This window comes from Streptomyces chiangmaiensis, from assembly GCF_036281785.1.
In the GTDB taxonomy this organism is placed as follows: domain Bacteria; phylum Actinomycetota; class Actinomycetes; order Streptomycetales; family Streptomycetaceae; genus Streptomyces; species Streptomyces chiangmaiensis.
On record NZ_JAYWVC010000010.1, the window covers coordinates 44,242 to 61,984 of the forward strand.

General features: G+C 70.9%; 13 protein-coding genes. 3 read left to right on the forward strand and 10 right to left on the reverse strand.

Annotation, left to right across the window (positions count from 1 at the left end):
• Positions 1 to 122: 122 nt before the first annotated feature.
• Both VXC91_RS05540 and VXC91_RS05545 read right to left on the reverse strand, forming a co-directional pair.
• Positions 123 to 899: a dienelactone hydrolase family protein gene (locus VXC91_RS05540; protein WP_329505525.1), complete on the reverse strand. Its 777-nt coding sequence runs from the start codon at positions 897 to 899 to the stop codon at positions 123 to 125.
• Between the two features lie 329 nt (positions 900 to 1,228).
• Positions 1,229 to 3,730: a SpoIIE family protein phosphatase gene (locus tag VXC91_RS05545; protein WP_329505526.1), complete on the reverse strand. Its 2,502-nt coding sequence runs from the start codon at positions 3,728 to 3,730 to the stop codon at positions 1,229 to 1,231.
• Positions 3,731 to 3,941: 211 nt separating this feature from the next.
• Here VXC91_RS05545 and VXC91_RS05550 point away from each other — a divergent pair, with 211 nt between their 5' ends.
• Positions 3,942 to 4,085, forward strand: coding sequence for a hypothetical protein (locus VXC91_RS05550; protein ID WP_329505527.1), 144 nt, complete (start codon positions 3,942 to 3,944; stop codon positions 4,083 to 4,085).
• Positions 4,086 to 4,138: 53 nt separating this feature from the next.
• Here VXC91_RS05550 and VXC91_RS05555 read toward each other — a convergent pair whose 3' ends face one another.
• From VXC91_RS05555 to VXC91_RS05580, 6 genes are all read right to left on the reverse strand, one after another.
• Positions 4,139 to 6,070, reverse strand: coding sequence for an AMP-dependent synthetase/ligase (locus VXC91_RS05555; RefSeq protein ID WP_329505528.1), 1,932 nt, complete (start codon positions 6,068 to 6,070; stop codon positions 4,139 to 4,141).
• 269 nt (positions 6,071 to 6,339) lie between these two features.
• Positions 6,340 to 7,290, reverse strand: a complete 951-nt coding sequence (locus VXC91_RS05560; protein ID WP_329505529.1) for a TauD/TfdA dioxygenase family protein — start codon at positions 7,288 to 7,290, stop codon at positions 6,340 to 6,342.
• A gap of 196 nt (positions 7,291 to 7,486) precedes the next feature.
• Complete coding sequence (locus VXC91_RS05565) at positions 7,487 to 8,506, reverse strand: LLM class flavin-dependent oxidoreductase (protein WP_329505530.1); 1,020 nt, start codon at positions 8,504 to 8,506, stop codon at positions 7,487 to 7,489.
• 324 nt (positions 8,507 to 8,830) lie between these two features.
• Positions 8,831 to 9,646 carry an ABC transporter permease subunit gene (locus VXC91_RS05570; RefSeq protein ID WP_329505532.1) on the reverse strand — a complete coding sequence of 272 codons (816 nt, stop codon included), beginning with the start codon at positions 9,644 to 9,646 and terminating at the stop codon, positions 8,831 to 8,833.
• Positions 9,643 to 10,587, reverse strand: a complete 945-nt coding sequence (locus VXC91_RS05575; RefSeq protein WP_329505533.1) for an ABC transporter ATP-binding protein — start codon at positions 10,585 to 10,587, stop codon at positions 9,643 to 9,645. Before VXC91_RS05575 ends, VXC91_RS05570 begins: the two co-directional genes overlap by 4 nt.
• Positions 10,588 to 10,725: 138 nt before the next feature.
• Positions 10,726 to 11,016, reverse strand: coding sequence for a hypothetical protein (locus VXC91_RS05580; protein ID WP_329505534.1), 291 nt, complete (start codon positions 11,014 to 11,016; stop codon positions 10,726 to 10,728).
• A 203-nt stretch (positions 11,017 to 11,219) separates the two neighbouring features.
• On the opposite strand from VXC91_RS05580, the gene VXC91_RS05585 reads away from it, so the two are divergent.
• Positions 11,220 to 12,581 (forward strand): lectin, encoded by a 1,362-nt coding sequence (locus VXC91_RS05585; RefSeq protein WP_329505536.1) that lies wholly within the window; start codon positions 11,220 to 11,222, stop codon positions 12,579 to 12,581.
• A gap of 121 nt (positions 12,582 to 12,702) precedes the next feature.
• Positions 12,703 to 14,865 carry an RICIN domain-containing protein gene (locus tag VXC91_RS05590; RefSeq protein WP_408057336.1) on the forward strand — a complete coding sequence of 721 codons (2,163 nt, stop codon included), beginning with the start codon at positions 12,703 to 12,705 and terminating at the stop codon, positions 14,863 to 14,865.
• Between the two features lie 95 nt (positions 14,866 to 14,960).
• Here the strand turns inward: VXC91_RS05590 and VXC91_RS05595 are convergent, their stop codons facing one another.
• Together VXC91_RS05595 and VXC91_RS05600 are read right to left on the reverse strand one after the other, a co-directional pair.
• On the reverse strand, positions 14,961 to 16,325 hold the full coding sequence (locus VXC91_RS05595; protein WP_329505538.1) for an FAD-dependent oxidoreductase: 1,365 nt from the start codon (positions 16,323 to 16,325) through the stop codon (positions 14,961 to 14,963).
• 100 nt (positions 16,326 to 16,425) lie between these two features.
• Positions 16,426 to 17,532 carry a PP2C family protein-serine/threonine phosphatase gene (locus tag VXC91_RS05600; RefSeq protein WP_329505539.1) on the reverse strand — a complete coding sequence of 369 codons (1,107 nt, stop codon included), beginning with the start codon at positions 17,530 to 17,532 and terminating at the stop codon, positions 16,426 to 16,428.
• Positions 17,533 to 17,743 lie beyond the last annotated feature (211 nt).

Here is a 17,743-nt window from a genome sequence, read left to right on the forward strand (position 1 = left end):
GAGGTCATCGGCACTTCAGGGCCGATCCCGGGCCCGCCCGCCCTGCCACGGCTCCGAGAACCGGCCTGCGCCCGAGTGGCGCCGGGGCGGCGCGCACCGGTCCCGCCGTCCCGGCGGTGGACCTACGATGCGCCCTGCGTGGGCCGCAGGGTGCGGTCCAGCAGAGCCAGCAGCTCCCTCCAGTGGTGTTCCGCCGCCTCGGCGTTGTAGCTCGAGGTGTCGGCCTGGGTGTAGCCGTGGTGGGCGCCGGGGTAGACCTCGCTGCGGTGGCGGACGCCCGCCTCCGTGAGTGCCTTGTCCAGCCGTTCGATCTGCTCCGGCGGCAGCGAGGAGTCCTGGTCGGCGTGCCCGAAGTACACCTCTGCGGTGATGCGGTCGGCCACCAGATGGGGGCTGTCGGGGGCGTCGGCCGCCAGCTGTCCGCCGTGGAATCCGGCCACGGCGGCGACGCGTTCCGGACACGCGCCGGCGGTCCGCAGGGCCAGCCGGGCGCCCATGCAGTAGCCCGTGACACCGATCGGACCGTCGGCGGCCTGGGGGCAGTCGGCGAGCCAGCGCAGATAGGCGTCCGCGTCACGCTCGACCAGATCGGGCGTCAGGGACCGCAGGAGCGGCACGATCTGCTGGAAGATCTCGGGGCGTTCGGACGTGTCGATGAAGTCGGGCAGCTCGACCAGGGGCGCCCTGCCGTGACGGTAGAAGACGTTGGGTACGAGGACGGTGTAGCCGTTCTCGGCGAGCCGGTCGGCCATCTGCCTCAGGCGCGGGCGCAGGCCGAAGGCGTCCATGTAGAGCAGAACCGCGGGGTGGGGGCTGCCGTCGTCCGGGTAGGTCAGGTAGGCGTCGGCAGTGCCGTCCTTGGTGGGGAGGTCCACGGACGTCCCACGGGTGGAGGTCATGTGCTGTTCTCCTGACTTTCGACATCCGGCCGATGTGCGGTCCGGCCGGGCCTTCGTGCGCCATCATCGCAACGCCACCGGCGGTCCCGCGCGTGGGGAACATCGGTGCGGCGGAACGGCACCCGGAACGGCGCCGACGCGCGTTCACGCGGAGGGCGATGCCCCGGCGTCCTCGGCCCGGCCATCGGACAGCGTCTCGCGGACCCCGGACAGGATGTTCGCGACGTAGTCCTCGACGGCGGTGTCCGGACCGATGTCGTGCTGGGCGCGTGGCCGGCCGCGGCAGCGGGTGAGGGAGGGCCGGCTCGACGAGGAGATGCCCCGACGGGCTACGCGTGGCGGGTGCCGGGCGACTCGTCACGGCGCGTCGCCAGCAGGAGCGCGATGTCGTCCGGGCGGTCGGTGGCGTGCCGGGCGCGTTCCATGAGCCGGTCCCCGATGTCCGACAGGGACGGTCCGTGCCCGTGGACCGTGCTCTCGCCGGCGAGCGCCCTGCGCAGCGCCTCGACCCCCTCGTCGATGTCGCGCCCCGGCTGCTCGACGAGCCCGTCGGTGTACAGCGCCAGCACGGCCCCGGGCTCCAGCCGCAGGTGTGTCACCGGGTAACGGGCCTCCGGATCCACCCCGAGCACCAGTCCGCCGGGCAGGTCGAGGACCTCCGCGCGGCCGTCCGGGTGGCGCAGCAGGGGCTGAGTGTGCCCGGCCCGCACGGCCCGCGCATACCCGGTGTCCGGGTCCAGGCGGATGTAGCAACAGCTCGCGAACTGGTCGGGATCGAGATCGATGAGCAGCCGGTTGGTGCCGCCCATCACCTGGTGCGGGGCGTAGTCGCGGAGCGCGAACGCTCGTACGGCACTGCGTAGTTGGCCCATCGTGGCGGCTGCCTGCACGCCATGTCCCTGTACGTCGCCGATGACCAGGGCCAGCCCGTCGCCCGCCTCGACGACGTCGTACCAGTCGCCGCCGACGTCCATGCCCTGCGTGCCGGGCAGATAGCAGACTTCCGTCTCCACCTGCGGGTGCTCGGACAGTCGGTGCGGAAGCAGGGCTTCCTGCAGACCGCGGGCCAGGGCGGCCTCGGAGTCGTAGAGCCGGGCACGCTCCAGGGCCTGGGCGATCAGTCCGGCCAGTGCCGTGAGCACCGTGCGCACCTCGGTGCTGAAGGTGCGCGGCCGCTCGAAGCCGAGGACACAGGAGCCGACCGGCCGCCCGGAGGCGATCAGTGGCAGGAACGCCCGTGAGCCGACCGGGGTGTCCAGCGGCATGTCCGGGTAGGCGGACTCCAGTTGCTGCATCGACTCGAAGAACAGGGGACGACCGGTGGTGAGTGTCTCCGTGCCCGGCAGCTTGGCGTCGAGCCCCACCCCGTCGAACTGCGAGAGGAACCCGGGCGGGAAGCCGGTCTCCCATGCCAGGTACAGATGCCGCTCCTGCAACAGGTAGATGGCCAGCCTGCGCCCGCCGAAGGCGGGCAGCAGCTCCCGCATCACCACCTCGGAGACCTGGCGCGCGGTCACGGCCTCGGACAGGGCGATCGCGAGGATGATGGGGCGGTACGCCGGCGTGGGCGCGTCCCAGGCCGTCAGCGCTCCCGCCGTCGTCACCGCCGACTCCCCGATCGAGGGCGCCTCCTCGGTGTGTCCGAGAGGCACGATCCGGCAGGTCAGGACGTCCGCGCCGGGATAGACCGAAAGGGTGAGCCAGTCCCCGTCGATCTCGTCGGTGGCGCCCGCCGTGGGGTGTCGCACCTGGAAGTGCACCGGTTCGGGTGCGATCAGGGCCGCCCGTAGATGGTCCTCGTACGCAGGGCGGTCCAGCCAGGGGACGGCGTCCCACAGCGCCCGGCCGACGAGCTCCGCCTGCGGTCGGCCCAGCAGATCGGCGGCGCGCGGATTGGCGTAGGTGATCAGTCCCAGACGGTCGAAGGCGAAGACACCGTCGGGGAGGAGGTCCCCGGCTTCCTGCGCCGCCGGTCCCGTCCCCGGGTCGATCACGAGGCCGCCGACGCGGTACTCCCGCCGCGCCGATCCCTCGGTCCAGAACTCCAGCATCAGATGACCGCCGTTCTCGGCCCGTACGCCGAGCGGACGCGACGGCGGGGAGCCGGAGGCGGTCTCCCGCAGCGCGCAGAGCACGAGGTGCGCGTCGTCGGGGGAGATGGCCGCGGCGAGGGCCTCCGGCGAGCGGGCGATGTCGTCCTTGGCACCGCCGGTCATGTCCCAGAAGGTGGCGTCGGCGGTGACCGTGGAGTCGGCGGGGTCCCAGACGAAGTGCCCGATGAAGCCCTGGGGCGGCGCATGGGCAGGTGGCCGCACGCCCAGTGGCTCCGCGTCCCAGTGCACCGGGACTCCGTCGTCCAGGGCGCCGAGGGCGTCGCCCAGACGATCCGCTATCGCCGTGACCCGGTCCCGGTGGGGCAGTGCCGTGGAGGAGTCCGGGGCCGGGGACCACAGCACCGTCAGGACGCCGTACACCGTCGTACCGCCCACCACGGGCACATATACCGAGGCGAAACGGAACGGCAGCTCGGCCGCCAGCTGCGGATAGCGCCGCATCGTGTCCGTGGCGTCGGTGAGCACGACGGGCTTGCGGAGCCGATAGGCGTCCGCGACGGGGAGCTGGCGGTCCATGTGCAGTCGCGCCCACGGTCGGAACAGCGGGCCCGGCAGCCCGGCGAGTACCGCCAGGCGCAGTACGGCGGGCGTGCTGGAGCGCAGGTAGACGCCGCCCGCGAAGCCGCCGACGGCACGGATCGCGTCCGTCACGGCGCCGGTCAGCACAGCGGTCGGCGTCCCGGGTGCGCTGTCCACGCGCTCGGCGCTCCCTCGCATCGATCTGCCTTCGTCCCGGGCCGTCGGGTGGGTTCACAGCAAGAATGCGCCGCACTGCCCCGCACGCGCATCCGGACGGCGCTGCAAGGGGTGTCGTGGCCGTCGCACCGGGCGACTCCGGCGACGCGGAGACCGGGCCGGGTGTCGCGGCGGCCCGGGGCTCACCGCGGCGCAGGATGGGCGGGACGGATGTGCGTGGAGTCCACGGCCGGTGACGGCCGAGGCCCGCGGCCACAGCTGGGCAGTCTGCTCGGCGACCCCGGCCGACGTGGACGCCGGCGTGCGGGACCACGGCGCCGGGGTTCGCCGTTCGCAGTTGGTGCCGACCCTCACCCGGCCGCTGCGGAAGGAGTGATCGCCGGCCTCACGAGCCGTCGCACATCCGATCGCGGGACGGGTGACGCCCGCTCACCTCGTCCGCCGGAACACGTCGTCGGAGTCGTCCCACTGCGGAAGCTCCTCCGACCTCTGCTCCCGTGGAACGCGCGACGCGGACTGGTACATCGCGTCGATCTCGACCGCGTAGCGGCGTGCGATGGCGTCCCGGCGCAGCTTCATCGACGGGGTCAGCAGCCCGTTGGCCACGTCGAAGGGCTCCGGCAGGACCCGGAAGACCCGGATGGACTCGGACCGCGACACCGTGGTGTTGGCGGCGGCCACGGCACGTGCGACCTCCTGACGCAGCGCGTTCGCCTCCCGCGCCTCCCGCCCCGGAGCGTCCCCCGGCGTGAACAGGGCGCCACGCCAGTGCGCCACGAACTCCGGGTCCAGTGTGATCAGGGCGCCCACGCAGGGCCGGTTGTCGCCCACGACCACCGACTGGTGGACGAGCGGATGCATCCGCAGGCGCTCCTCCAGGGCCGCCGGGGCGACACTCTTGCCCCCGCTTGTGACGATGATGTCCTTCTTGCGGCCCGTGATGGACAGATATCCCTCCGGGTCGAGGTGCCCGAGGTCGCCCGTGACCAGCCAGCCGTCCTGCAGTGCCGCGTGTGTGCCGGGATCGTCGTTCACGTACCCCTGGAAGACGGAGGGGCCGCGCACCAGGATCTCCCCGTCGGGGGCCACCCGCACCTCGACGCCCGGCATCGGGTGCCCCACGGTGCCGGACTTCTCCCGTCCGAGCGGCTGAGCGGTGATGCCTCCGCCCGTCTCGGTCAGTCCGTATCCGTCGTGCACGTAGATCCCGATCCCCTCGTAGAACAGGGCGAGTTCACGGCTGAGCGGCGATCCGCCGGACACGGCGCCGCACACCCGCCCGCCGAGGGCTGCGCGTATCTTCCGGTACACCGCCTTGTCGTAGAGGGCGTGCTGGAGCTTCAGGTCGAAACCGGGTCCGGGCCCGGTGCCCAGCCGCTGCCGCTCCATCGCCAGGGCATAGTCCTGCGCCGTGCGCACCGCCCTCTCGAACCGGGCGCCCCGGCCGGCCTGCTGGGCGGCGCGCAGGACGTTCTTGTAGAGCTTCTCGAAGACGAACGGGACCGCGCACAGGTACGTGGGGCGGAAGGTCAGCAAGGAGGCGGCGAGGACGTCCGCGCGGAGGTCGGGTTCGTGGCCCATGAGCAAACCGCCCCGCAGGCACAGCACTTGAAGCATCAGCCCGTACACGTGGGAGAAGGGCAGGAAGACGACGGTGGCGGGCTGCTCACCGGGGGGTGCCCATGTGTGACCCCAGCCGGCCAGCAGTGTGTCACAGGTGCTGGCCAGATTGCGGTGGCTGAGCGCGCATCCGCGGGGGTGTCCGGACGTGCCCGAGGTGTAGACGATGACCGCGGTCGAGTCCGGCAGCACGATACGGCGCAGCGAGTCCACGGTCGTTGCCGGTACCGGGCGGCCGCGCTCCACGAGTGCCCTGAGCGCTCCGGTGTCCAACTGCCAGACATGGCGCAGTCGAGGCAGCGAGGCGCACACGGACCCCACCGTCATGACCCCCTGCTCGTCCTCGACGACCACCGCGACCGAGCCCGAGTCCCTGAGGATCCACTCGACCTGTTCGTGCGAGGACGTCGGGTAGACCGGCACGACTTCGGCCCCGACCGCCCACAGCGCACAGCTGAGCACGGTCCACTCGTATCGGGTGCGGGCCATGATGGCCACCCGGTCGCCGGGACGGATGCCCGAGGCGACGAGTCCCTTGGCCAGATCGACCACTTCGTCCCGCAGTTCGATCGCCGTCACCGTCGTCCAAGTGCCGTCACCGCTGTCGGTGCGACGGGCGATCTGTGCCAGGAGGGGGTCCCGGCTCGCCGTGTCGAAGACGCTGTCGGCGAGCCCTCCGGTCATGGCGGGTCTTTCCGTCGAGCCCGGGGCGGCCGCCCGGATGTTCCCCAAGTCGCGCATGCGCCGCCCCCGAGCCTCTCTGCGACATCGCCGACGGATGCGGGATCGGCGGTGCTCGAATCTAGCCCAGGTTGGCGCCGGATGCCGCGGAATCCGACAAGGAACTCACAGGAAGCGGCAGCAGGAGGTTCCGCTCGGTAGCGGAGGTTTCCCCGGACGGAGCACCGGGCGATCCACGGCCCGGCCGCGCCGTCCGCGGACGTGTGCATCTCCGCGTCCACGACGGCATCGAAGCCCGGATCGGACCGTCGACGACTTCCTGTGACGGGTCACCAGCGTCCGGGTTCGGTGCCGGTGATCGGCGCCGAGGGTTTGCCGTCGGGTCCCACCGGCACGTCTCCCGCGAGCATCACGCGGTGCATGATCCGGGGCTGCCCGGGGGCGACCAGGTCGCCGGGAGCGAGGTGAATGGTGGCCCGGTTGTCCCAGAAGGCGACGCTGCCCGGCTCCCAGCGGAAGCGGACCGTGTACTCGGGACGCGTGGCCTGCTCCAGGAGCATCTGCAGGACGTGCGCGCTCTCGACACGTGAGAGGCCCGCGATCTGCTCGAGGTAGTAACCGTTGACGAACAGCACCCGTTCGCCCGTCTCCGGATGCACCCGCACGAGCGGGTGCTCGGTCGCCACCTGGTGGTCCAGGAGATGACGCAGGTAGGCGTCGTCGCCGGGCCGCGCCCGGTAGCCCACGCCCAGCCGGTGCTCGGCGCGCAGTCCGTCGACGAAGGCACGTACCGGCTCCGAGAGCCCCGCGTAGGCGGCCACCAGGTTGGACCACTGGGTGTCGCCACCGTACGGCGGCACGGTCTCGGCGCGCAGGATGGTCGCGGCGGGCGGATCGACGCGGGCGCCGTGGTCGCAGTGCCAGCCCCTCAGCAGCGAGTGCCGCCTGCGCCGCAGCCACTCGTCGTGGTCCATGCCGTAGCGCCCGCCGAGCTCCAGCCGGTCGGCCGTGGTCTCGACCTCGGGGAAGTCCGGCGGCGAGGCGCTCCCTCGCTCGGCCGGGACGACCGGTTCGCCGAACCGGCGCGCGAGCGCGATGTGTGCGGCATGGTCGAGTTCCTGGTCCCGGAAGAACACCACTTTCCAGCGCAGCACGGCGGACCGGATCGTGGCCACCGCCGTGCCGTCCAGATCGCCGTCCAGATGGACCCCCGTGATCTCTGCGCCGATGTGGCCCGCGACGGGCCTCACCTCGATCTCCGAACCGCTGGCCGTCGTCATTCGGGCTCCGTCCGTCGTTCGTGCGGACCTCTCGGGGCAAGCATCACCCGTCGGCTGCCCGCGCAAAAGATCGCCTGGGCGGCCACGGACGGCCGACGGACTCCCTCGCCCGGCTGCGAAACGCGTGATCGCCCGGGCCGCCACCGTCCGGTCGCCGGCCTGACGCCCCTGAGGGCTCCACGCCGTCACCCGGAGTTCAGCCGGCCGGCCGCCAGCCGAGTGCCGGTCCGAGCCGGGTGGCGATGTCCGTGAGGATCTGTACGTAGTCCCCGTGCTCGAAGGTGAACGGCAGGGCGAACGCCACCTCGTCGACCTCACGGAACGCGGCGTGCGCATACAGCCGTTCGGCGATCTGCCCGGAGGGTCCGACGAGGTCGGGTGCGAACATCAGTCGCGCGGGACCCTGCGGTACGGCCGTGCGCGGCATCCGTTCCGCCGCGTACGCCTCGTACTTGGCGCGCTGCTGGGACGACGCGCTGTCCGTGGGGATGACGACGAGCCCCTGCGAGACGCGGGCGCACTCGCCCTCGGGGTGATGGGCGCGGAACGCGCGGATGTGCGAGAGCTGCACCTCGGCGAAGTCCTCCGACTCCTCCGCCTTCACGACACTACTGGTCAGCAGGTTCATCCCGTGTTCGCCGGCCCACCGCGCCGAGCGCAGGCTCCCGCCGCCGTACCACAGGCGCTTGCCCAGCCCGGGGGAGTGCGGCTGGACCCGGTCGGAGAACACCTCGAAGCCCTCGGCGCCGCTGAAGTCGGTGGCCGGCTCACCGCGCACGAAGTCCAGCAGGCGCTGCACGCGCTCGTAGCCGAAGTCCTCCACGTCGGCGGTGTCGGGGTAGAGCGCCTGCTTCATGTGGTCGTAGTGCATCGGGGGGCCGACGCTGATCCCGGGGTTGAGCCGGCCGCCGGAGAGGATGTCGACGGTGGCCAGGTCCTCGGCGAGGCGCAGCGGGTTCTCCCAGGCCAGCGGGGTCACAGCGGTCCCGAGGTCGATCCGACGCGTGCGCTGGGTGGCGGCGGCGAGCACGGCGACCGGCGAGGAGATCCCGAACTGCAGGTGACGGTGGCGCACCCAGGCGCTGTCGAAGCCGAGCCGCTCGCCCAGCTCGATGATCTCCAGTGTCGACTCGTGCCCGCGGCGGGGATCAGCCTCGTCGAACAGGCCGATGGTGAGGAAACCCAGCTTCTGCAGTGGTTGCGAGGTCGGCGGCACAGGGCTCCTCCAAGTTCCGCGGCATGTCTGCCGTACGCCGGTGCTGTGTTCGATTCTCGCAGCTGATCGTTGCGGGGCGTGACGTGACCGCGGTGCCATGGGGGCCGCAGGGACGGACGTGAAGTGTGGTGGCCCAGGGAGGTTTCGGGAGCAGATACGGCTTCTGCCAGGCGGGTGGGCCGGACTCTGACCGGGCGGAAGTCGAGTAGATCCCGTCCCACGCCGGCGACGGTACGGAACGGGAATCACGGACACAGGGGGACCGTGGAGCCGCTCGGCCGGGCCGAGCCGGCCATGGGGTGCGGACGTCCGTACCGCGCCGGATCATGCGTCCCGTCGTCCGAGGGCCAGCCCGGCTCCGGCCAGTGCTGTCAGTGCGTACAGGCAGAACACCGCGAAGCCGGTCCAGGGGGCCAGCGTGTGGGGCATCTGGTGGATGTGGATCAGGCCCTGCCCGGCGGTGCTCGGCAGATAGGGGTTGATCAGGTCGAGCCACGACGACGGGAGCGCCTGGGCCAGCACGGGAAGCACCAGCAGGAGGCCGAAGAGGGTGGCGATCCCGCCCGCGGTGTTGCGGATCAGCGCGCCGAACGCCACTCCGATCAGGCCCACGACGGTCAGATACAGGCCGGCGCCGAGGACTGCGCGCAGCACGCCGGGCTCGTCCAGCGTCGTGCCCAGGTGGCGGCCGGAGAGCGCCGCCTGACCCGCCAGGAACGCCGCCAGCGAGGCGACCGTCATCAGCGCCCAGGCCACCGCCGCGTACACCAGGGCCTTGGCCCACAGCACCGGAAGGCGGCGGGGTACCGCGGACAGCGAGGACCGGATCATCCCCGTCGCGTACTCGCCGCTCACCACGAGGACGCCCAGTACTCCGACCGCCAGCTGGGCCAGGTAGAGGCCGCGCAGACTCACCAGTGTCGGATCGAAGGCGAGTCGTTCCTCCGGCGGCAGATGGTCCCAGCGGGCGGAGGTGAAATAGCTGAACAGACAGCCGAGTCCCACCATCGCGACGACCGCGGCGAGCAGGGTGAACAGCGTGGACCGCAACGACCGCAGTTTGATCCACTCGGAACGGATCACCCGCAGCTGGGTGACCTCGCCCCGCTCGGCGGCGGGGATCGCCGATGCCGTTGTCATGCCGCCAGTCCTTTCCCACCCGCTTCGACGAGCCGGGCAGCCGGTGCCTGGAACTCCACGGCGTCCCTGGTCAGCTCCATGAACGCCTCCTCGAGCGACGCCTGCTGCGGTGTCAGCTCGGCCAGCACGACCCCGTGTTCGGCCGCGATCCGGCCGATCCGATCACTGCTCAGCCCGGTCACGTGCAGCACGCCCGCCTCCAGCGCGGTGACCGCCACATCCGGCCCGGCCAGCAGCGAGCACAGCCTGTCCGCCTCGTCGGTGCGCACGCGCACCACGTCTCCGGCGGCTTGCGCGACGAACTCCGCCACCGAGGTGTCCGCGATCAGCCGTCCTCGCCCGATCACGATCAGGTGCTCGGCCGTCAGCGCCATCTCCGACATCAGATGCGAGGAGACCAGGACCGTGCGTCCCTCGGCCGCGAGTCCCTTGAGCAGGTTCCGGATCCACAGGATTCCCTCCGGGTCCAGGCCGTTGCCGGGCTCGTCGAGGATCACCGTCGCCGGGTCGCCCAGCAGCGCGCCGGCGATGCCCAGCCGCTGGCCCATGCCCAGGGAGAAGCCGCCGGCCCGTTTCCTCGCCACCGAGCCGAGTCCGACCAGGTCGATCACCTCGTTCACCCGGCGCTTGGAGATCCCGGTCGTCGCGGCGAGTGCCAGCAGGTGGTGGTACGCACTGCGCCCGGTGTGGACGGAGCGCGCCTCGAGCATCGCGCCCACCTCGTGCAGCGGCGCCCGGTGCTCGGCGTAGGACCTGCCGTTGACTGCGGCCCGGCCCGCGGTGGGCGCGTCCAGGCCGAGGAGCATCCGCATAGTGGTCGACTTGCCGGCCCCGTTCGGCCCGAGGAAACCGGTGACGACGCCGGGACGTACGGTGAAGCTCAGATCGTCGACGGCGGTGCGCTCGCCGTAGCGCTTGGTGAGGGAATGGGCCTCGATCATGCACTCCACCCTCGTACGCCGACGCCCGGCTGTCGCGCGGGACTGCTCCGGCCGGAGGGCCCGGCGACGGGGACTCCGAGCGTCCCAGCCGACCCCGCTGCCCAGCGCCTCGAACGCCCAGCGGTTGGTCATGGGCCGTCAGCCGGCTCCGCCACAGCAGGGCGCTGCCCCGGCGGGTCGGCAGCAGCCACTGACGCACGGCGCCGGAGCGTGGCCACGTGGTCGTCGGGGCCCGGCCGCGATGGTGGGGACAGCCGGCGCCTCCGTCGCCCGGGCCGGGGAGCCGTCGGCCACGGACTCGTACGCCTCCACCGTGCCGACCCCGAACGCCTCGCACAGAGCGCCGGGTTCACCGGTGAAGGCGAGCCGCCCGGTGGGGAAGAGGAAGGCGACCCGGTCGCAGCAGGGCAGGTCGGCGAGGACGTGCACGGTGAGCCCAACGCCTGAAGGTGCGCGTCGGCGCCCGTGACCCACGGGCGCCGACCGTCGATGTGCCGGGCGCCCGCACGGAACGGCATCCGGCGATCCCCAACTGCTGGTCTGTACCAAAGTCTTGACAGTCCCTTACTTCACTTCTTAAATCGCGATCTGAAGAAACTGCTTTCTCACCCCCCACACAGAGAAGGAGTGTCATGGGCTCCCCGACCGCCGCTCGCGCCGCCTTGGCCGTGTCCCTGCTGGCTCTGTCCGCCACCGCTCTGTCCGCGTCCCCCGCTGCCGCCGCGACCGGAACCATCACCGGCCTCGCGGGCAAGTGCCTCGACGTCGCCGGGGCCAACTCCGCCAACGGCACCCGCGTCCAGCTCTACGACTGCAACGGCACCGCGGCTCAGCAGTGGACCGTCGGCACCGACGGCACCATTCGCGCGCTGGGCAAGTGTCTTGACGTCACCGGCAATTCGATTGCCAACGGCGCCCGTGTCCAGCTGTGGTCGTGCACCGGCGGGGCGAACCAGAAGTGGACCGTCACCTCCGCACACGACATCGTCAACCCCCAGGCCGACAAGTGCCTCGACGTCACGGACCACAACTCGGCCAACGGCACCCCGACCCAGATCTGGAGCTGCACGGGCGCAGCCAACCAGAAGTGGACGGCGCCCACGGGCGGCGGCACCACCCCCGCCGCGCCGATGGCCGTGGCCCCGTACCTCTACAACGGCTGGGGAGACCCGCCGAGCCCCACCACCATCACCAACGCGACGGGCGTGAAGTGGTTCACGCTGGCCTTCGTCCTCAGCAATGGCTACTGCAACCCCCAGTGGGACGGCGGCCGCCCGCTCACCGGAGGCGTCGACCAGCAGACGATCAACACGGTCCGGGCCAACGGCGGTGATGTGATCCCGTCTTTCGGCGGCTACAGCGGCAACAAACTGGAGAGCTCGTGCTCCAGCCCGGGCGAGCTCGCGGCCGCGTACCAGAAGGTCATCAACGCTTACGGCCTGAAGGCGATCGACATCGACCTCGAGGCCGACGCGTACAGCAACCCGACCGTTCAGCAGCGTACGGTCGACGCCCTGAAGACCGTGAAGGCGAACAACCCCGGCCTGAAGGTGTACGTCACCATCGGCACCGGGCAGAGCGGCCCCGACACCAGCCTGATCAACCGGGCCGCGGGCTCGGGTCTCACGGTCGACAGCTGGACCATCATGCCGTTCGACTTCGGCGGAGCCGGACAGAACATGGGCACGCTCACCCTCCGGGCCGCGGAAGGCCTCAAGACGGCGCTCAAGAACGCGTACGGCTACAGCGACGACCAGGCCTACCGCGACATGGGCATCTCCTCGATGAACGGCATCACCGACCAGAACGAGACCGTCACCGTCGGCGACTTCCGCACCATCCTCGGCTACGCCCAGCAGCACCACCTCGCGCGGCTCACCTTCTGGTCCGCCAACCGCGACCGCCCCTGCACCGGCGGCCCGGCGGACAGCTGCTCCGGAGTGAGCCAGCAGGCCTGGGACTACACGCGCGTCTTCGCCTCCTACACCGGTTGACCGAACCCTCCCCGCCCCCCACAACGGCCGACGAACGCTCGGCCCAGGAGGAACCGTGTTCCCATCCCTGTCCCACCACGGAGCGGGCCGCCCCCGGCGCGCCCGCCACCGTGCGGTCGCCGTGCTGGCACTGGTCACGGCCGCATCGGCGCTCACCGTCGCCTCCGGGGGAGCAGCCCCCCGAGCCGCCGCGGTCGCGGCGGCCCTGCCCACGAGCTGGGCGACGGTCGTCAACAGCGGCAGCGGCAAGTGCCTGGACGCCCGTGCCGCCGGCACCGCCAACGGCACCGTGGTCCAGCAGTACGCCTGCAACAGCACCACGGCTCAGCAGTGGAGTTTCACCTCCACCAGTGACGGCTACGTCCGCATCAACAACCGCAACGACCCGGCCAAGGTCGTGGACGTGACCGACGTGTCCACCGCCGACGGCGCCCCGCTCCAGCTCTGGGCCTATGGCGGCGGCGGCAACCAGCAGTGGCTGCCGGTCGACGAGGGCGGCGGAGCCTACCACTTCGTGAACCGGCACAGCGGCAAGTGCCTCGACGTCCCCGGAGCTTCGACCGCGGACAGCGTGCAGCTGACCCAGTACACCTGCAACGGCACCGCCGCTCAGCGCTTCCGGGTGTCATCCGTGTCCACCTCTCCCGGCGATGTGGACCTCGGCCCGAACGTGGTCGTCTTCGACCCGTCCATGTCGTCGTCGACGATCCAGAGCAGGCTGAACTCCATCTTCCGGCAACAGGAGACGAATCAGTTCGGCTCCCAGCGCTACGCCGTGCTGTTCAAGCCCGGCACCTACAGCAACGACGTCAACGTGGGCTTCTACACCCAGGTTCTGGGACTCGGCCTGTCACCCGACGCGGTGACGATCAACGGCGCGGTGCACGCCGAGGCCGACTGGTTCCAGGGCAACGCGACGCAGAACTTCTGGCGCGGCGCCGAGAACCTCTCGGTCAACCCGGCAGGTGGCACGGACCGCTGGGCGGTGTCCCAGGCCGCGTCGTACCGGCGGATGCATCTGCGCGGCAACCTCGCGCTGGACGACGGAGGCTGGTCGAGCGGCGGCTACCTGGCGGACAGCAAGATCGACGGGCAGGTGCGCTCCGGCAGCCAGCAGCAGTGGCTGACCCGCAACTCCCAGCTCGGCGGCTGGACGGGCGCCAACTGGAACATGGTCTTCGTCGGCAGCCAGGGCGTACCGGCCACCAGCTTCCCGAATCCCCCGTACACGACGGTCGATCGCAGTCCGGTCACACGTGAGAAGCCGTTCCTGTACGTCGACAGCGCCGGTGCCTACCGGGTGTTCGTGCCGTCGGTGCGCACGAACTCGACCGCGACGAACTGGGCCTCCGGAAACCCCGCTGGCACCTCGCTGCCGCTCGACCAGTTCTTCGTCGTCAAACCCGGCGCGACGGCCGCTCAGATGAACGCGGCCCTGGCCGCCGGGAAGAACCTCCTGGTCACCCCCGGCGTCTACCACCTGGACCAGACCCTGAAGGTGACCCGCCCCGACACCGTCGTTCTCGGTCTCGGCCTGGCCACTTTCGTCCCGGACAACGGGGTCAGCGCGATGACCGTCGCGGACGTGGACGGGGTCAAGGTCGCGGGTCTGCTGTTCGACGCGGGGACCACCAATTCGCCGACGCTGATGGAGGTCGGACCGGCCGGCTCCGCGACGTCACACGCCACCGACCCGACGTCCCTGCACGACGTGTACTTCCGCGTCGGCGGCGCGGGCGCCGGCAAGGCGACCACGAGCCTCGTGGTCAACAGCCGCAACGTGATCGGCGACCACATGTGGATCTGGCGCGCCGACCACGGCAGCGGGGTCGGCTGGACGACGAACACGGCGGACACCGGCCTGGTGGTCAACGGCGACGACGTGACGATGTACGGCCTGTTCGTGGAGCACTTCCAGAAGTACCAGACGATCTGGAACGGCAACGGCGGGCGGACGTACTTCTTCCAGAACGAGATGCCGTACGACCCGCCGAGTCAGTCCGCCTGGATGAACGGCTCCACCCAGGGCTACGCGGCCTACAAGGTGGCCAACTCGGTGACCAGCCACCAGGCGTACGGCCTCGGCAGTTACTGCTACTTCAACGTCAATCCGGGTGTCACCGCCGAGCACGCCTTCGAGGTGCCGAACACGGCGGGCGTACAGTTCCGCGGCATGGTGACGGTCTCCCTGGGCGGCACCGGAACGATCCGGCACGTCGTCAACGACCGTGGCGGACCGTCGAATTCCTCGACCAACGTGGCGAACCTGGTCAGCTATCCCTGACCCGCCCGGGGGAGAACCGCCGGCCAGAGGCTCCTGGCCGGCGGACCCGCCGCCCGGCCGCGGCATCATCCGCCGCGGCCGGGCGGCGTCGGTGTTCACGCACCGCTCGCCCGGAGCATGTCCTCACGCTCGACGATCTTCACTCGCTCACGGTCCTGCGGTTCGCCGAGCGCCTTCTCCGCGGCGTCGAGCCGGTACCAGCCCTCCCAGGTGGTGAAGCGGACGTTCCGCTCGGTGAGGTACGCGTCCACCGACGCGGGCTCCGGGGAGGCAGGCGTGTGCAGGCGCCCGTTCGCATGGTCGTCCAGCAGGTTGGCCACCGTCTCGTTGGCGTCGCCCTTGGTGTGGCCGATCAGCCCCACGGGACCGCGGCGGATCCACCCGGTCACATACGTGGACTGCAGGTGGCTGCCGCTCTCCTCGATGACCCGACCGCCCTCGTCGGGCACCGTTCCCGAGTCGATGTCCCAGGGCAGCTTGGCGACGGGGTCGGACAGATAGCCCACGGCGCGGTAGACCGCGGTGACGTCCCAGTCCTGGAACTGCCCCGTGCCCTTGACGTTTCCGGTGCCGTCGAGGGCGGTGCGCTCGGTGCGCAGACCGACGACTCTGCCGTCCTCGCCGAGGATCTCGGTGGGCGATTCGAAGAAGTGCAGGAACAACCTGTGCGGCCGGTCGCCGACGTCCCGGATGGCCCAGTTCTCCAGTGTCTTGGCCACCATGTCGGCCTGCTTGTTCCCACGCCGGGTCGCGATCGACCCCTCGTCGTAGTCGATGTCCTCGGGGTCGACGATGACCTCGATGGCGGGGGAGTGGTCCAGCTCCCGCAGCTCCATCGGGCTGAACTTGGCCTGCACCGGGCCACGGCGGCCGAAGACGTGGATCTCCAGCGCCTTGTTGGCCTTGAGGCCGTCGTGGACGTTCGGCGGGATCTCGGTGGGCAGCAGCTCGTCGGCCGTCTTGGCCAGGATGCGGGCCACGTCGAGCGCGACGTTGCCGACGCCGAGGACGGCGACCTTCCCGGCCGTCAGCGGCCAGGTGCGCGGCACGTCCGGGTGCCCGTCGTACCAGGAGACGAAGTCGGCCGCACCGTAGGAGCCGTCGAGGTCGATGCCGGGTATGTCGAGGGCCCGGTCGGCCATGGCGCCCGTGGAGAAGATCACGGCGTCGTAGAAGGTGCGCAGGTCGTCCAGGCTGATGTCGGCCGGGTAGTCGACATTGCCGAACAGACGGATCTGCGGCTTGTCGAGCACCTGGTGCAGGGCCGTGATGATGCCCTTGATCCGCGGATGGTCCGGAGCGACGCCGTAACGAATGAGCCCGAACGGGGCCGGCATACGCTCGAAGATGTCGATGGACACGCCGGGGTCGGTGGCCACCTCGGACTTCAGCAGTGCGTCGGCGGCGTAGATTCCGGCCGGGCCGGCTCCGACAACGGCTACCCGCAGGGGGCGGGGCATGATCAGGTTCCCTTCGAGCGAGGACAGACGGCTCGATCGGAAACCCTAAACTAAGGCAAACCTTACTTGGTACGCGGGTCCGTCCTATGACCTCATCAGGCTACTTTATGCCCGTCGGCTCCACTGCCGGCTCCGGGGCGAGCAGCAGCATCGTGACGTCGTCGCGAATGGTGCCGCAGTAGTGGACGAGATCCGCCCACACCCGCTCCGTCGTCGTGCCGGGGTCGTCGTTGTCGACGAGTCCGGGAAGCCGGTCGATCAGAGGATAGAAGACGCCGTCGGAGTTCCTGCCCTCCCAGATGCCGTCCGAGGCCAGGAACAGCCTGTCGCCTCCCTGGAGCGGCAGGGTCACCTCGTCGTACGCACCTTGCGGACGCAGGCCGAGCCCGAGGGGCGTACCGGGTGTGATCCGGACTTCCGTGGCCTTCCCGTCCTGGAGCAGCACGGGTGGCGGATTGCCGCAGATGACGATCCGGACCGTGCGGGCGTCGGGAGAGAACTCGAGCAACGCCGCGGTCGCGAACAGTTCGGGACGCTGCGCCTTCGAGGAGTCCACGAGGAGCCTACGGTCCAGACGGGCGGCGACCGACGGCAGGTCCGGCTGGTCGAGCACGGCCTCCCGGAAGGCGCCGAGCAGGGAGGCGACCGTCGCCACAGCGGACAGGCCGTGGCCCTGTACGTCGCCCATGACCGCCCGTGTCCCATGGGGGCTTTCGCGCACGTCGAAGAAGTCGCCGCCGACGAGCGTCCCGCGCTGCGCGGCCCGGTACAGGCCGGTGCAGCGGACCCGGCCGACCTTCTCGGGCAGCGGGGGGACGACGGCGTTCTGGGTCGCTTCGGCGACAGTGCGTTCGAGGTCGAGCTGGGCGTCGCGGTGGCTGCGTACATACGACACGAACACGCTCAGCAGCGCGACGAAGGCGATGGTCAGCAGGTCGGTGTTGCCGGGATGGTCCAGATGGAAGACCCGGACGTGCTGCAGGGCGACGACCACGACGCCGAGAACGGCGGTCGCCGCCGGCCCGTAGGACAGCACGGCCAGGGGCGGGATGGCGCCGAGCAGGAAACCGATGTCGAGGGGCTGGGGACTGATCAGGGTGGCGACGCAGACGATCAGCAGCAGGCCCACGGGCATGATCCGCACCCACCTCGGGGGCGGCGCGCCGCGCAGCCAGCCCCGTCGGCTCTCATCTCGTCGCTGCACCATGTCGCGCACGCTTCGCACACCCCCACGCTCCTACGCGAACCCGCTCGCCGCACGCCGACGGCAGGCACCCGAGAGGGTGTCCGTATGCACTGGTGGGGAGCCGTGTCACCGGCGTCCGGCCGACGGGGCGTGTGCGACCGCCCGCACCGTGACGGCGGGGGCGAAGACGGGGCCATGGCTGTCCCGGAGACCGGCAGCAGCGGGTTCTTCG

What these genes read in the sequence shown, in the direction of transcription:
- VXC91_RS05540 (WP_329505525.1), bottom strand. Translation starts at nt 899, where the DNA reads ATGACCTCCACCCGTGGGACGTCCGTGGACCTCCCCACCAAGGACGGC.
- VXC91_RS05545 (WP_329505526.1), bottom strand. Translation starts at nt 3,730, where the DNA reads ATGCGAGGGAGCGCCGAGCGCGTGGACAGCGCACCCGGGACGCCGACC.
- VXC91_RS05555 (WP_329505528.1), bottom strand. Translation starts at nt 6,070, where the DNA reads ATGCGCGACTTGGGGAACATCCGGGCGGCCGCCCCGGGCTCGACGGAA.
- VXC91_RS05560 (WP_329505529.1), bottom strand. Translation starts at nt 7,290, where the DNA reads ATGACGACGGCCAGCGGTTCGGAGATCGAGGTGAGGCCCGTCGCGGGC.
- VXC91_RS05570 (WP_329505532.1), bottom strand. Translation starts at nt 9,646, where the DNA reads ATGACAACGGCATCGGCGATCCCCGCCGCCGAGCGGGGCGAGGTCACC.
- VXC91_RS05575 (WP_329505533.1), bottom strand. Translation starts at nt 10,587, where the DNA reads ATGATCGAGGCCCATTCCCTCACCAAGCGCTACGGCGAGCGCACCGCC.
- VXC91_RS05585 (WP_329505536.1), top strand. Translation starts at nt 11,220, where the DNA reads ATGGGCTCCCCGACCGCCGCTCGCGCCGCCTTGGCCGTGTCCCTGCTG.
- VXC91_RS05595 (WP_329505538.1), bottom strand. Translation starts at nt 16,325, where the DNA reads ATGCCCCGCCCCCTGCGGGTAGCCGTTGTCGGAGCCGGCCCGGCCGGA.
- VXC91_RS05600 (WP_329505539.1), bottom strand. Translation starts at nt 17,532, where the DNA reads ATGGTGCAGCGACGAGATGAGAGCCGACGGGGCTGGCTGCGCGGCGCG.